This is a genomic window from Amycolatopsis sp. NPDC028719, assembly GCF_055565395.1.
Window position 1 is genome coordinate 36,834 of sequence record NZ_JBVHUL010000006.1, and the last position, 13,396, is coordinate 50,229.

A 13,396-nucleotide genomic window follows, 5' to 3' on the forward strand; every position below is an offset into this window, starting at 1 on the left:
CTCCCCGCGGGCCGCTCACCTCACCCCCCTACAGGATGCACAGCAGCGAACACGCCTTCGCCGATGACCATCCCGTGTACGACGGCGGCGTCCCCGCGGGAACGTTCGCCGGCACGTAACTCACCTTCGCCTGGTTCGTGATCGGGAACAGGTTCAGCAACGCGTAAGTCGAGCAGTGCACCTGCTTCGACTGCCCCGCCGCCAACGAGAACGGACCTGTCTGGCAGGACGGCTCCACGCTGTCCACGAGCTGCGCCGACGTGATCCCCACCGGTCCGAGGTTCGTCACCGTGATCCGCCAGTACGCCGTCGCGTTCAGCAGGCCCAGGAGACCCACCCCCGCCTGCTTCGCCCACGGTCCGGCTCCGCCCGGGCCGCACTTCGAAGCCGAGGCGGACGTGCAGATCTCCTTGTCCACCTTGACCTTCGGCGTGCACGACGCGCCCGGGGCCACCTGCAGCGTCACCGTGTTCGACGTGAACGAGCCCGTCGAGTCCGTCCCGGTCGCCGTGTTCGCCACCGACGTCACCGCGCAGTCCGTCGCGATCGTCGTGCGGAAGCACAGCTGCGGCGCGTCACCCGCGTAGTCGACCACCAGCCGGCCGCTGAAGCCGGTTCCGTCGTGCAGCACCAGTGTCGTCGTCACCGTGATCGACGGGTGCGCCGCCACCGGGACGCCGGTCAGGTCGACGGAGCCGTCCGGGGCGAAGCCCGGGGTCGGCACCGTCGCGTTGTCCTGGTCCACCACCGTCACCCGGGACGCCGCGAAGTCGACGTTCGCCGGATCCACGCCCGTCAGCCGCGCCGCCGTGTAGCCCTGGACGTGCGAGCCGCCGTCACAGTAGAAGTCGCCCGGCCGCAGCGTCACTTGGCCGCCCGAACGGACGCACGGCGTGGCCCCCGTCGCCGGGTCCATCGAGAACAGCACACCCGCGTCGCCCAGGCCGATCAGGCAGCCGGACGGCGGGTCGTACGTGTACCCGTAGTCCCGCGTGTTCCCGCCGTTCGCCGACGGGTGCGTGATCACGGCCGGCAGTCCCGCGCACGCCGCCCCCGTCGTCCAGTCGTGGCACAGCGTCGCGCCCACGTAACCACCATTCCAGAAGGGGAGGTAGCTGCGCACGTGGCCGTTCGGATCGGTGACGACCTCGGGGTTGAAGACGTAGATCCCGCCCGTCAGCGCCGCGGCCCCCGGGGGCGCCGGCAAGGCCGACCCGTCGAGCGCGAAGCACGTCGTGACGTTCGTACCGCCGGTCGTCGACGAGCACACGCCCACCGGGGCGCCGGCCGGGTCGAACGCCGTGTACGCGTTGTAGGTGAAGTTGCCGGCCGGTCCCGTCGGCCGCCAGGACGCCCAGCCGGCGCACGCCGAGGCCGTCGCGGGGTCGAAGCAGCCCAGTGACGGCTGCTGCGCGGTGCCGGGGTTCGAGGAAGACGCGAACACCTTGCCCGCCACCACGTCCAGCGCGCCGTAGACGTACGGGTTGCCGCTGATGGGCGGCGCGATCGGCGCGTACGGCTGGCCGCCGCAGGCGCTCTGGGTGGCGATGGTCCAGCAGACCACCGCGCCGGTGGTGAGCAGGCCGTAGAGGTTGCCGCCGCTCTGCACGACCCCCGTCATGCCGCTGACCGCCGGTGAGCCGCCGGTGGTGGCCAGCGGCCAGTACCCGCAGTTGGCCGAAGCGGCCATGTCGAGGCAGCCGACGCCGACCGAGGCCGCCGTGACGGCGGGGTAGTAGACCTTCGCGGGCGCCGCCGGGTCGCGCACGTACTGCTCGACCATGGTGGTGGCGATGTCCCCGGCCCCCAGGGTGCCGAGCGGGCCGGGCGCGGTGTTGAGCACCTTCGGCCACGGGCCGCCCGGGCAGCGCTGCCCGGTGGCGAGGTCGGTGCACACGACCTTCGGCGACGTCGCGCCGAGGTGGTGGTAGATGTTCCAGGCCTGGAACGTGCCGCCCGGGGTGCGGTAGAGGATCGGCGTGAAGCCGTCGCCGCCGGTCGCGGTCGTGACCGCCTGCACGGGCGGGGTGAGCGAGGCGGACAGCGACGTCGCGTCGGGCCCCGCGTCCGGGTTGCTCGCGCGCACGGCGGTGACGCCGGACGCGGGTTCGGTGCCGGTGAAGGTGCTGCCGTCGGTGGACCACGACGGCGTCCACCCGGGCGGCGCGTGCAGCGAACCGGGCTGGAAGGCCTGGCCCGCGCCGACGGCGTCGGTGATGGTGGCGGCGCCGGACGCGGTGGCCTGGTCGTCGTAGCCGATGACCCAGTTCGCGGTGGCCCCGTGATCGGCGGGGGAACCGGTGCCCTGCACGGACTTCGTGAGCCCCGAGACGGCGGCCGCCTCGGCGGTCGTGGGCAGTGCGGCGGAGGTGGCCGCGACGAGCACCAGGGGCAGCACTGCTCCCAGCATGCGTCTTCGCATGAATGGTCCTCGATTCTTTCGCAACGGTGGGTTCCGGAAAATGTTTCCCGGCCGAAGGAAAATCCTATGCCGCACCGGCAGTGCGTTGAAGCGCTCTCACCCGGGCGCCAGAAAGGCGAAGCCAACAGCGCAGTTCGTTACCGATGCGAAACAACGCGCACCTGCTCCGATAAGGGTACTTTTGGTCGCGCGTCACCCGGATGCCGTCACGGCGTCACTCTTTCGGGTAACGAGCAGACGCTAAGAAATCCGTTTCCCGCTACCCGTGAAGATTTATTTTCCGGATACGAATTCAGTGAGGATCTCGTCGAGGACGAGACGCGCGTTCGCGGCTTCCTCGCCGACCCGGGCGCTGGTCACGAGCGCTTTCCACAACGCCCAGCCGCGCCCGCGCGCCCAGGCCGGTTCGTCGACGGACAGCCGCTCGCGGAACGCCCGCCGGCCCTCGGCGGTCAGCAGCGTCCAGGCGATGGCCAGGTCGCACGACGGGTCGCCGACCCCGCACGTCCCGAAGTCGATGACCGCCGCCAGGTCCCCGCCGTCGAGCAGCAGGTTCCCGGGGGCGAGGTCACCGTGGAACCAGACGTCGGCGCCGTCCCAGCGCGCGTCCAGCGCGGTCTCCCAGATCTCGCGGGCCAAGGCGACGTCGATGGTGCCGCCCAGGGCGTCGAGCGCGCGCCGGGTTTGAGCGTCGTAGGTGCGCAGCGTGGCGCCCCGGAACCAGTTGTGCTTCCCCGGCCGGGGACCACCGGCGGCGTCGATGCCGCGCAAGGCGGCCAGGAATCCGGCCAGGTCGAGTGCGAAACGAAGCGGGTCGGCGATCCGGTCCGCGCGAGCCGGCGAACCGGCCAGCCAGGCGTAAACCGACCACGGAAACGGATAGTCCGCGCCGGGGCGCCCCTGCGCGAGCGGTACGGGAATGGGCAGCGGCAGCTGCGGAGCGAGCGCCGGAAGCCACCGTTGTTCCTTCTCCACGGCCAGGGCGTACTCGGCCGCGCTGGGCAGCCGCGCCACCATTTCGTCACCGAGGTGGAAGGTGAAGTTGTCCCAGCCGCTCGCGGACACCGGCCGCACCGGGAGACCGGCCCACCGCGGGAACTGGTCGCCGACCAGCCGGCGCACCTGGCCGGTGTCGACGGTGACGCGCTGGGGGAGGGGACCGAGGTCCGGTGTGCTGCTCAACAGCGTCAGCCCGATTCTGCGTCGAAGCGGAGTTTCGAAGTGATGCGGTACCGGTCGCCGCGGTACACCGAGCGGGTCAGCTCGACGACCTGCCCCGTCGTGTCGCGCGTGAGCCGCTCGATGTGCAGGATCGGGGCGTACACCGCGATCTCGAGCAGCTCGGCCTGCTCCGGGTTCGTCACCGCCGGCTCGATCGTCTGCACCGCGTCCTGCACCACGATCCCGAACCGCTTCCGCAGCAGGCGGTAGAAGTTGCCGGACTCCAGGTCCGCGACGGCGAGCCGGGGGACCAGGGACGCGGGCAACGCCAGCTGCTCGATCGCGATCGGCTCGTCGTCGACGTGCCGGACCCGCGTGACGCGCAGGACCGGTGTGCCCGGCTCGCGTTCCAGGTCGGCCGCCAGCGACCGCGGGGCGGGGGAGATCCCGAACGCAATCACCCGGCTCGTCCAGTGCCCCTCCGCGGGCGGGACGGCGAGGCCCGTGGCCAGCTCCTGGGTCACCTTCTGCGGGCTCGTGAACGTCCCCCGCCCGCGCTGGCGCACCAGCAGCCCGGTGCGGGTCAGCTCGTCGATGGCCGCCCGGACGGTCGGACGGGACACGCCCAGCTCCGCGGCCAGGTCGCGTTCGGACGCCAGCCCGGTGCCGGGGCCGGCGTTCTCGATCACCTTCAGCAGGTGCCGCCGGACGCGGTCGCGCTTCACGGTGGGCGGGCGGTCCGCCGGCTCGCCACCTTCTTTTCGGGGGCTCCGGGTGGCGGAGTCCCCGGCCTGGGGCGAAGCCCCGGATGGCACACCTTCTTTTCGGGGGCTTCGGGTGGCGGAGCCCCCGGCCTGGGGCGAAGCCCCGGATGGCACACCTTCTTTTCGGGGGCTCCGGGTGGCGGAGCCCCCGGCCTGGGGCGAAGCCCCGGATGGCACAGCGGTCAAGGCACCGTCTTCCCGGATACTCCGAGTGCGCCGGCGAACCGGACGCGCTCCTTCGGCAGGGCGTCGAGGGCGCGCAGCCGTTCGAGGTGACCGGGCAGGCGCTCCTGGAAGTCAGCATAACGGCGCTCCGGCGGCGACCACGCGCGCTCGGCCAGCGCGCACAGCCGCGGGAACGCCAGGTGACGCACGTGGTCGGGGGTCGGCGCGTGCTCGGTCCACAGCTGGGCCTGCGTGCCCAGCACCCCGGGCCGGGTGCCGTCGCTGACCGGCAGCCCGCCCGCCAGGGGGTCGAAGCGGTAGACGTCCCGGAGTGTCGTGACGTCGCTCCGTGGCGGCTCGCCGGGCTCTTCGCTCTGCCGGTAGTCGAAGTACGTCGACGTGTGCGGCGCCATGATCACCTGGTGACCGCGGGCCACGGCGAGCGCGCCGTGCGCCGCGTCGCGCCAGGCCGTCACGGCCATCTCCGGCGGCAGCCGGCCCGCGGCGTGGCCGGTCTCGTCCCAGCACACGGCCTGCCGTCCGAGGTCCGCCAGTACGCCGTGCAGCTCGCCCAGGAACCATGGGTGCAGCTCCGCGGTGTCCCGCAACCCTAGGCTCGCCGCCTTTTCCCGCGCGAAGGGGTTCGACGCCCACTGCGTGGTCGGGCACTCGTCACCGCCGATGTGCAGGTGCCGCGCCGGGAAGACGTCCGCCACCTGCCCGAGGACCTCCCGGCAGAACGCGAACGCGCCGTCGTGGACGCCGAGGATGTCCGGGCTGATGCCCCACTCGGTCCACACCGGCAGCGTCACCTCCGGCCGGTTGCCCAGCTCGGGGTAGGCGGCCAGCGCCGAGCGCACGTGCCCGGGCAGGTCGATCTCCGGCACGATCCGCACGCCGCGGTCGGCCGCGAAGCCGACGAGTCCGCGCAGCTCGCGCTGGGTGTAGAAGCCGCCGTGGGGGACGCCGTCGTAGACGCCGCTGCCGGCCGCCCCGACCATCGACTCGGTGCGCCACGCGCCGATCTCGGTGAGCCGCGGCCGTCCGTCGATCTCGATCCGCCAGCCCTGGTCGTCGGTGAGGTGCAGGTGCAGGACGTTGTACTTGTGCAGCGCCAGCAGGTCGACGAACTCGCGGAGGAACTCCAGCGGCAGGAAGTGCCGGGCGACGTCGAGCAGCACGCCGCGCCAGGGCAGCCGGGGCGCGTCGCGGACGTGCAGGCACGGCAGCCGCGGCGGGCCGTGCAACGGGACCAGCTGCCGGAGGGTCTGCACGCCGTTGCGCAGGCCCGCCTCGGTCGACGCCGTGAGGAGCGCGTCCGCCGGCGTGACGTCGAGTTCGTAGCCCTCCAGGCCGTGCTTCGCCGACGGCACGAGGTCGAGGCGGATCGCCGGGCCGTGGTGGATCGACGGGCGCGGCAGGTAGCCGGCCAGCAGCCGGGCCGCGCTCTCGGCGCCGCGGCTCGCGAGCACGCGCAGCCCGCCGGCGGGCGCGAAGGAACCGGCGCGGCGCGTCAGCCGCGTGGGGTGGGGGATGATCATCAGCCCTTCACCGCGCCCGCGGTCATGCCTTCGACCAGGTGGCGCTGCACGAGCGCGAAGAAGACCACGACGGGCAGCGCGAACAGCGTCGACGCGGCGATCAGGCCGCCGTAGTCGGTGCCGGTGCTGGTGCTGAACGACACCAGCCACACCGGCAGCGTGTAGCCGGAGCTGTCTTTCATGATCACGTACGCGAACAGGAAGTCGTTCCAGGCCGTGATGAACGCGAACACGCTGGTCGCGATCAGCCCGGGCAGCACCAGCGGCAGCAGGACCGAGCGCATCACGCGCCCGCGGGTCGCGCCGTCGACCATCGCCGCCTCCTCGAGTTCGACCGGGATGCCGTGCAGGAAGCCGCGCAACGTCCAGATCGTGAACGGCAGGACGAGCGCGACGTAGGTCAGGATCAGCCCGAACAGCGTGTCGAGCAGGTGCGCGCTCTTGAGGCCGAGGAACAGCGGGATGACCAGGGCGGGCACCGGCACCATCTGCAGCACCAGCACGCCGATGAGGAAGCTGCGGCGCCCGAAGAACCGGAAGCGCGTCAACGCGGTCGCGGCCAGGAACGCGACCACTATGGACAGTGCGACGACAGCGACGACGACCACGACGCTGTTGACGAGGTCCTGCACGAACCCCGGCTTGGCGAGCGCGTCGGCGAAGTTGCCCAGGGTGACGTCCACCGGCAGGAACTGCGGCGTGGGTTGCAGGATCTTGCCCGCCGGCTTGAACGCCGTGAGCACCATCCAGTAGACCGGGAAGATCCACACGAGACAGAAGATCGCGGCTGTGGCGTTGCGGCCGATCCGGCGGATCACAGGTCCTCCCCGGAGCGGACGAGGCGGCGCACGTACACGGCCGTCAGGCCGACGAGCAGCGCCACCGAGACGACGGCGATCGCGGCGCCCTGACCGAAGTCGTTGCCGCTGAACGCCTTCGTGAACGTCCAGATCCCGAGCGTCGTCGTACCGCCGCTCGGGCCGCCCTGGGTGAGGATCCAGATCTGGTTGAACACGGTGAAGTCCCAGATCACCGACAGGATGGTGACCAGGCCGAGGATCGGCTGCAGGAACGGGACCGTGATGGTGCGGTGGACCCGCCACGGCCCGGCGCCGTCGAGTGCGGCGGCCTCGTAGTAGGACCGCGGGATCTGCGCCAGGCCCGCGTAGAGCGTCAGCGCGACGAACGGCACGGACTGCCACACGACCAGCAGCCAGACGAGCGTGAACGCCGACGTCGGCGACGTCGTCCAGTCGTGCTGGGTGAGGTCGCCGAAGCCGGCCTGGGTGAGCAGCCAGTTGACCACGCCGTAGCCGGGCTGGAAGAGCCACTGCCAGACCAAGGTGGACGCGACGTTCGGCAGCGCCCACGCCGCGATGAGGCTCATCGTGACGGCGGTGCGCATGCCGCGGCCCAGCTTCTGCAGCAGCAGCGCGACGCCGAAGCCGATGACCAGGGTGCCGAGGACCAGGGCGGCGCAGAACCCGATGCTGCGCGCGAGGACCGGGAGGAGCTGGTCGTCGCCGAGGACGGCGGCGTAGTTGTCCCAGCCCGCGAAGGTCGTCGTGCCGGTGAACAGGGAGCGCAGGCCGTACCGCTGCGTCGAGATGACGACCAGGCGCACCAGCGGGTAGCCCAGGACGAGCCCGAGCAGGACCGTCGCGGGCAGGAGTAGGCCGTAGGGCAGCAGGGACCGCCGCCGGCGCGGCGTCACCGGTCTCGACGAGGCTTCGGGCGGCGCTTTCACCAGCAACATGAGGACTCCTTCGCGAAAGGGGCGGGGCGGCCCGGTTGGGGACGGCAACCGGCCGGGCCACCCCGCCGGTCAGCGGGCGTTGAGCGCCTCGGTCAGGTGGGCGTCGAAGTCCTTGGCGGCGTCGGCGATCGGCCGGCGTCCGGTGGCGATGTCGGCGAAGAAGGTGTTGATGGACTTGTCGCTCTCGATGGTCGCCCAGCCCGGGGCGGCCGGGGTCGCGACGCTCGTCTTGGCCGCGGTGGCGAAGGCGGCGTTGACCGGTGCCAAGGTGGGCGTGACCTCGTCGATCAGCTCGGTGGAGACGGGCGTCCAGCCGTCGATGCCGACGATCGCCTCGCGCTGCACCTCGGGGCTCGCGGCGGCCTTGAGGTAGGCCAGGGCGAGGTCCTGGTTGCGGCTCTTGGCCGCGACGACGAGGTCCGACCCGCCGAGGAACACCGGCTGCGTCTTGCCGGGCGTGGCGCTGGGGAAGGGGAAGGTGCCAAGGCGGTCCTTCAGCTCCGGCTTGTTCTTGACCACGGTGTTGACGCTCGTGTCGAGGATCGCCCCGGCGCCGCCGGCGGAGAAGATCGCGGCCTGGTCGGGGGCCTTGGTGTCGACGTTGCGGGACGCGGCGGAGGAGTAGGTGTTCTGGAAGTCCTTCCACGCCTGCAAGCCTTTTTGCGCCTCCGGGCTTTCGAGGGCGCCGGACCACTTGCCGTCCTTCTGGGTGGCGAGCTGGCCACCGGCCTCCCAGACGAACTGCAGCGCGCCGTACCAGTACCTGCCGGGGAAGTGGAAGGCGGAGTAGTCCGCCGCCGGGTGCTTCGCCTTGATCTTGTCGAGGTCCTGGGTGAGTTCCTGGAACGTCTTCGGCGGCGCGGTGATCCCGGCCTCGGCCCAGACCTGCTTGTCGTAGATCACCGCGCGGTTGCCCGCGAACAGCGGTGCGCCGTAGAGGTTCCCGTCCACGGTGGCCGGTCCGGCGAGGCCGGGCAGCCAGGTGTTCTTCCCGGCCAGCTCGTCGCGGTGCGGGGTGAGGTCGGTGAGCGCGCCGTTGGCGGCGAAGAGCGGGACGTTCGTGTTGCCGATCTCGATGACGTCGGGGGTGTCGTCCTGGGCCAGGGCGGTGCTGATCTTGGTGTTGATGTTGTCCCACTCCTGGATCCGCACGGTGACCTTCGCGCCGGTGGCCTTTTCGAACGCGGCGTTGATCGCCGCGGTGGCCTTCTCGGACAGGTCGCCGTTCATCAGCCAGACGGTCAGCTGTCCACCTTGACCGCCCTGGGCGGCAGGAGCGGGGGTGTCGGTGCCGCACGCGGCACTGGCGGTCACGGCGGCGACGGCCAGTGCGGCGGCGAAGGTGCGTCTGCGCACGAAAACTCCTGGAGTGGCGGCGGGGTGGGGGCGAGCGCCCCAATGTGGCGTTGGGTGCGTTGAGCGCACCCAATGTGGCCTTCGGTGCGTCAGACGCACCGAAGGCCACATTGGGGCGCATTCGGCGGAGGTGACCGCGGCCCGGGCTGGTCCCTGGGACCCGGGCCGCGGCCAGGTCGGGTCGGCGTCAGCAGTGGCCGAGGTCGGCCCACTGGGCGGTGAGCCCGGGCTCGGAGCCCTGGGTCCACCAGTTCGCCTGCCAGAGGTGGGCGCTGTGCTTCACCCGCTGGCCGCCGAGGTACACCGTGCCCCAGTCCCATTCCGCCGCCGTCGAGCAGTTCGCGGGCTGCGACGGCGTCGTCGGAGTGGTGGGCGTGGTCGGAGTCGTGGGGGTCGTCGTGGCCGGCGGGCTCGTCGGCGTCGTGCAGCCGTTCACCGTGTCCACGTGGGACGTTCCGGCGGTCCGGTACGAACCCGCGCGGGCGACGGCGTCCGAAGGCGACACCACCTGGTTGCCCGCGTAGTACGTCCAGTCGACCTGCTCGGTGTAGACGCTGTTGCCGCTCGTGTGCCCGGCCGTGTCGATGAACCACATGTTGTAGTTGATCGACATCGGCGTCCGCGGGTACACCGGGTTGCCCTGCGCGTCGGTCGTGTGGTCCGCGGTGAGCTGGCCGTCGATGTAGTACTTCACGTGCCCGCCCGACACCTGCGTCACGATGTCGTGCCAGCCGGCGAAGCTGCGGTTCTGCGCGGTGGACACGCGCAGGCCGTCCCACGTCGGGTTGTTCCAGTACGTGTTCCAGCTGGTCTGGTAGTTGGCCGTCGAGCCGCCCCAGCCGCCGTTGGGCAGGTACTCCGAGAAGTCCAGCTCGCTGTAGAGCGGGTCGCGATCGTACCTCAGCGGCGAGATCGTGAAGTACGTTTCGTTGACGTGGTCGCCGTCGGTGCCGCTGTCCGGTGCGTCGGTGAAGCGGACCCGGCTCGCGTACGTGCCTTCGAAGAACCGCAACCGGTTCTGGTACATCTCGGAATGCGTCGTGCCGGCGGCGCTCCCGTCGGTGCTGGCGGCGAGCTGGGCGACGCGTTCACCGTTCACCGTCGGGAAGCTGACGTTGCTCGTGAGCCAGCGCGCGCCGGCCACGCCGGGACTGCCGACGTCGTTGCGGGTGGTCCAGCCGGCGCCGCCGAACGCGGAGTCGGTGGGCGAGGCGTAGTGGAAGTCGTCGAACAGCACGCCGCAGTCGGCCGCCGCGGCCGAGGGGCTGGCATCGGCCCCACCGGAAAGGATCAGGGCCGTCGCCGCCGCGGTCGCGACGCTCGTCAGTGCTGCTGTGGTGGTCCGGATTCTGCGGGACATGGGTCTCCTCCTGAGGATGGCCGTCCGCCGGGAGAGCTCCCTGATTGGTCTAGACGAATCAGGTGGCGAGGACTTTCCTCCTGACCATTGGTCATGTCAAGACCGGCACAGAACTTACCTTTGGTAATCTCCGATGCCGGATTCCGGCGAGTCCGGACCCGCCTGTCGAGTTACGGTCGTCCCGTTCGTCATCCTCTTCGACCGACGCCGGACGAAGGAGCGCACGTGCTCTACATGCTGTTGATCTACAACTGCGAGCGGCCCGAGCCCGCCGACCCGGGCTTCGAGGACGCGCTGGCCGCCGTCAACGCCTTCGCCGACGAATGCCGGCGACGCGGGGTGTTCGTCTTCGGGCACCCGCTCCAGGGCGAGCACACCGCCACCACGGTGACCGTGCAGGAGGGCCGGACGCTCATCACCGACGGGCCCTTCGCCGAGACCCACGAGCACCTCGGCGGGGTGTACGTCCTCGACTGCCCCGGCCTCGACGAGGCCCTGGAGCTGGCCGCGCTGTGCCCGATGGCCGCCCAGGGCTCGATCGAGGTCCGCCCGGTCGCCGGGGTGCCCGGGCTGGACCACCGGGCCGCGCGTGGGTGATCGCGCGGCCGGCGTCGTCGAGCGCGTCTTCCGCGAGGACCGCGCCCGGCTGCTCGCCGCGCTCGTCCGGGTGCTCGGCGACTTCGAACTCGCCGAGGACGCCCTGCAGGACGCGGTCGCCCGGGCACTGCGGACGTGGGGCCCGGACATCCCGGACGACCCTGCGGCCTGGTTGCTGACCGCGGCACGCAACAGCGCCGTGGACCGGATCCGCCGCGCCCGCGTCGGGCAGGCCAAGCTCGCCCGGCTCGCGGCGGGTGAAAGCGGGGTGAGGACGTCGATGCTGCCGGACGACCGGCTCGCCGAGGTCGGCGACGACCGGCTGAGCCTGCTCTTCACCTGCTGCCACCCGGCCCTGGCCGAAGACGCGCGGGTGGCGCTGACGCTGCAGGCGGTCGCCGGCCTGACCGCCGCCCAGATCGCCCGGCTGTTCCTGGTCGCCGAGCCGGCGCTGGCGCAGCGGCTCGTGCGGGCGAAGCGGAAGATCCGCGACGCCGGTATCTCGCTGACCGTCCCGCCCGATCACCTGCTGCCCGATCGGCTTTCCGGTGTCCTCGCGGTCATCTACCTCGTCTTCACCCGCGGCTACACCTCGCCGTCGGGGCGCGACGAGCCGGCCGAACTGCGCCGCGAGGCGATCCGGCTGGCGAAGCTCCTGGCCGCGCTGATGCCGGACGAGCCGGAGGCGCTCGGCCTGGTCGCCCTGCTCCTGCTGCAGGATTCGCGCTCGGCCGCCCGCTGGACACCCGGGGGCGACGTCGTCCTGCTCGAGGACCAGGACCGCGCGCGCTGGGACCGGGCGGAGATCGCGGAAGCGCTCGGCGTGCTCGGCCGGGCCCTGCGCCGCGGCGCGGTCGGGCAGTACCAGCTGCAGGCGGCGATCGCGGCGCAGCACGCGCAGGCCCGCGTCGCGGCCGACACGGACTGGGCGCGGATCGCCGCGCTCTACGCGCGGCTGCGGACGCTCGCGCCGTCACCCGTCGTCGCGCTCAACCACGCCGTGGCGGTCGCGATGGCCGACGGCCCCGAGGCCGGGCTCGCGCTGGTGGAGGCGATCGACGGGCTCGGCCGCTACCACCTCTGGCACGCCGCCCGCGCGGACCTGCTGCGCCGCCTCGGCCGCTCCCGCGAGGCCGCCGCCGCGTACCGGCGGGCACGCGAGCTCGCCGAGGCCCCGGCCGACCTCCGCTTCCTCACCACCCGCCTGCACGAACTGGAGTCCTGATGCGACTGTCCGTTTTGGACACCGGCCACCGGCGCCGGGCCCGGCTCTTCATGGCCGTCACCGGCAAGCTCTCCGGCGTCACCAGCCCCGACATCGTCAAGCTGCTACTGTACCGGCCGGGCTTCCTGACCCGGCCGCTGCTGGAGCTGACCGCGCCCGCGATGCGCGGCGAGTCCTACTGGACCGTCGGCGAGCGCGAATACCTCGCGATGAGCACGGCCCGGGTGCACGAGTGCCCGTTCTGCGTCGTCACGCACGCCGAGCTGACGCGGATCGCCGGCCACGGTGAGATCGACCCCGACCGCCCGCTGGACGCGCGCCCGGAACTGCTTGCCGTGCAACGGTTCCTCGAGGAGGTATCGCGGAACCTCGAGCTGGTGCCGCCGCGTGACCTGCCCGCGCACGCGGTGGCGGAGGCCCTGAACGTCAACCTGGTGTGGAACATCGTCAACCGGCTCGCGAACGCGTTCGGGTTCGAGCTGCGCGACGGCCAGCTGAAGGTGGGCACGAAGGCACTGCACCGCGCGGGGTACCGGTTCCCGGGCTTCCTGCTCGCCGACAGCCCCGGCGACCTCCGGGAGAGCGTCTTCGGGCAGCCGGCGCGGACGAGCCCCGAGCTACGGCGGGCGGCCGGGACGGGGGAAGGAGTGCCGGAGCCGTGGCGGGACTACGCCGCGCTGGTCCGCGACGCGTCCCACCGCGTCACCGACGCCGACGTCCGCCGCCTGCTCGCGGCGGGGTGCACCGAGGACGAAGTCTTCGAGGTCACGGTGGCCGCGGCGGTCGGCGCGGCACTGCGCAGCTTCGACGCCGGCCACGACGCGCTGAAGGCGCGCGGCGACTAGGCCGAACCGGTTAATGCGGTAGCGGGAAAGCGTGCCCGCGGATTCACCCTGATGCCCGCGGTGAATCGCGGGCAACCAGCGGGAATGCCGGAACGGGAATGCGGCGGGGACCGGTCCCGGCGTATTCGTGGTCTTCTGGAGACCGCTGCACCCCGGTTGACCGCGTGTCATAGTGACGGTTCCGGCCGGAATCGGGTCGTATGG

Annotated in this window: 11 protein-coding genes; 3 read left to right on the plus strand and 8 right to left on the minus strand. The window is 71.9% G+C overall.

Translation table 11 applies throughout. The annotated features are described in order from the left end of the window. Nucleotides 1–28: 28 nt before the first annotated feature. From ACZ4TR_RS28040 to ACZ4TR_RS28075, 8 genes are all read right to left on the minus strand, one after another. On the minus strand, nucleotides 29–2,422 hold the full coding sequence (locus ACZ4TR_RS28040; protein WP_465289856.1) for a DUF7617 domain-containing protein: 2,394 nt from the start codon (nucleotides 2,420–2,422) through the stop codon (nucleotides 29–31). Between the two features lie 273 nt (nucleotides 2,423–2,695). Next, nucleotides 2,696–3,604 carry an aminoglycoside phosphotransferase family protein gene (locus ACZ4TR_RS28045; protein WP_465289858.1) on the minus strand — a complete coding sequence of 303 codons (909 nt, stop codon included), beginning with the start codon at nucleotides 3,602–3,604 and terminating at the stop codon, nucleotides 2,696–2,698. 5 nt (nucleotides 3,605–3,609) lie between these two features. Further along, on the minus strand, nucleotides 3,610–4,308 hold the full coding sequence (locus tag ACZ4TR_RS28050) for a GntR family transcriptional regulator (protein ID WP_364527857.1): 699 nt from the start codon (nucleotides 4,306–4,308) through the stop codon (nucleotides 3,610–3,612). A 221-nt stretch (nucleotides 4,309–4,529) separates the two neighbouring features. Then, a complete protein-coding gene (locus ACZ4TR_RS28055) occupies nucleotides 4,530–6,053 on the minus strand; it encodes a beta-N-acetylhexosaminidase (RefSeq protein WP_465289860.1) in 1,524 nt (507 codons plus the stop codon). Beyond that, on the minus strand, nucleotides 6,053–6,871 hold the full coding sequence (locus ACZ4TR_RS28060) for a carbohydrate ABC transporter permease (protein WP_465289862.1): 819 nt from the start codon (nucleotides 6,869–6,871) through the stop codon (nucleotides 6,053–6,055). The genes ACZ4TR_RS28055 and ACZ4TR_RS28060 overlap by 1 nt, the downstream gene beginning before the upstream one ends. Continuing rightward, a complete protein-coding gene (locus ACZ4TR_RS28065) occupies nucleotides 6,868–7,809 on the minus strand; it encodes a carbohydrate ABC transporter permease (RefSeq protein ID WP_465289864.1) in 942 nt (313 codons plus the stop codon). Before ACZ4TR_RS28065 ends, ACZ4TR_RS28060 begins: the two co-directional genes overlap by 4 nt. A gap of 69 nt (nucleotides 7,810–7,878) precedes the next feature. After that, nucleotides 7,879–9,165 carry an extracellular solute-binding protein gene (locus ACZ4TR_RS28070; protein ID WP_465289865.1) on the minus strand — a complete coding sequence of 429 codons (1,287 nt, stop codon included), beginning with the start codon at nucleotides 9,163–9,165 and terminating at the stop codon, nucleotides 7,879–7,881. 187 nt (nucleotides 9,166–9,352) lie between these two features. Next, the gene (locus ACZ4TR_RS28075) at nucleotides 9,353–10,525 is read right to left on the minus strand and encodes a carbohydrate-binding protein (RefSeq protein WP_465289866.1); all 1,173 of its coding nucleotides are present in this window, start codon (nucleotides 10,523–10,525) and stop codon (nucleotides 9,353–9,355) included. A gap of 225 nt (nucleotides 10,526–10,750) precedes the next feature. On the opposite strand from ACZ4TR_RS28075, the gene ACZ4TR_RS28080 reads away from it, so the two are divergent. Genes ACZ4TR_RS28080 through ACZ4TR_RS28090 form a run of 3 tightly spaced genes read left to right on the plus strand, consistent with a single transcriptional unit; the run spans nucleotide 10,751 to nucleotide 13,192 of the window. Then, nucleotides 10,751–11,122 (plus strand): YciI family protein, encoded by a 372-nt coding sequence (locus ACZ4TR_RS28080; RefSeq protein ID WP_465289867.1) that lies wholly within the window; start codon nucleotides 10,751–10,753, stop codon nucleotides 11,120–11,122. Continuing rightward, nucleotides 11,115–12,347 (plus strand): RNA polymerase sigma factor, encoded by a 1,233-nt coding sequence (locus ACZ4TR_RS28085; protein ID WP_465289869.1) that lies wholly within the window; start codon nucleotides 11,115–11,117, stop codon nucleotides 12,345–12,347. Before ACZ4TR_RS28080 ends, ACZ4TR_RS28085 begins: the two co-directional genes overlap by 8 nt. Beyond that, nucleotides 12,347–13,192: a carboxymuconolactone decarboxylase family protein gene (locus ACZ4TR_RS28090; RefSeq protein WP_465289871.1), complete on the plus strand. Its 846-nt coding sequence runs from the start codon at nucleotides 12,347–12,349 to the stop codon at nucleotides 13,190–13,192. Before ACZ4TR_RS28085 ends, ACZ4TR_RS28090 begins: the two co-directional genes overlap by 1 nt. Nucleotides 13,193–13,396: the final 204 nt, after the last annotated feature.

Coding starts and splice junctions, on each gene's coding strand:
- ACZ4TR_RS28090 (WP_465289871.1), top strand. CDS start 12,347: ATGCGACTGTCCGTTTTGGACACCGGCCACCGGCGCCGGGCCCGGCTC.
- ACZ4TR_RS28055 (WP_465289860.1), bottom strand. CDS start 6,053: ATGATCATCCCCCACCCCACGCGGCTGACGCGCCGCGCCGGTTCCTTC.
- ACZ4TR_RS28040 (WP_465289856.1), bottom strand. CDS start 2,422: ATGCGAAGACGCATGCTGGGAGCAGTGCTGCCCCTGGTGCTCGTCGCG.
- ACZ4TR_RS28075 (WP_465289866.1), bottom strand. CDS start 10,525: ATGTCCCGCAGAATCCGGACCACCACAGCAGCACTGACGAGCGTCGCG.
- ACZ4TR_RS28065 (WP_465289864.1), bottom strand. CDS start 7,809: ATGTTGCTGGTGAAAGCGCCGCCCGAAGCCTCGTCGAGACCGGTGACG.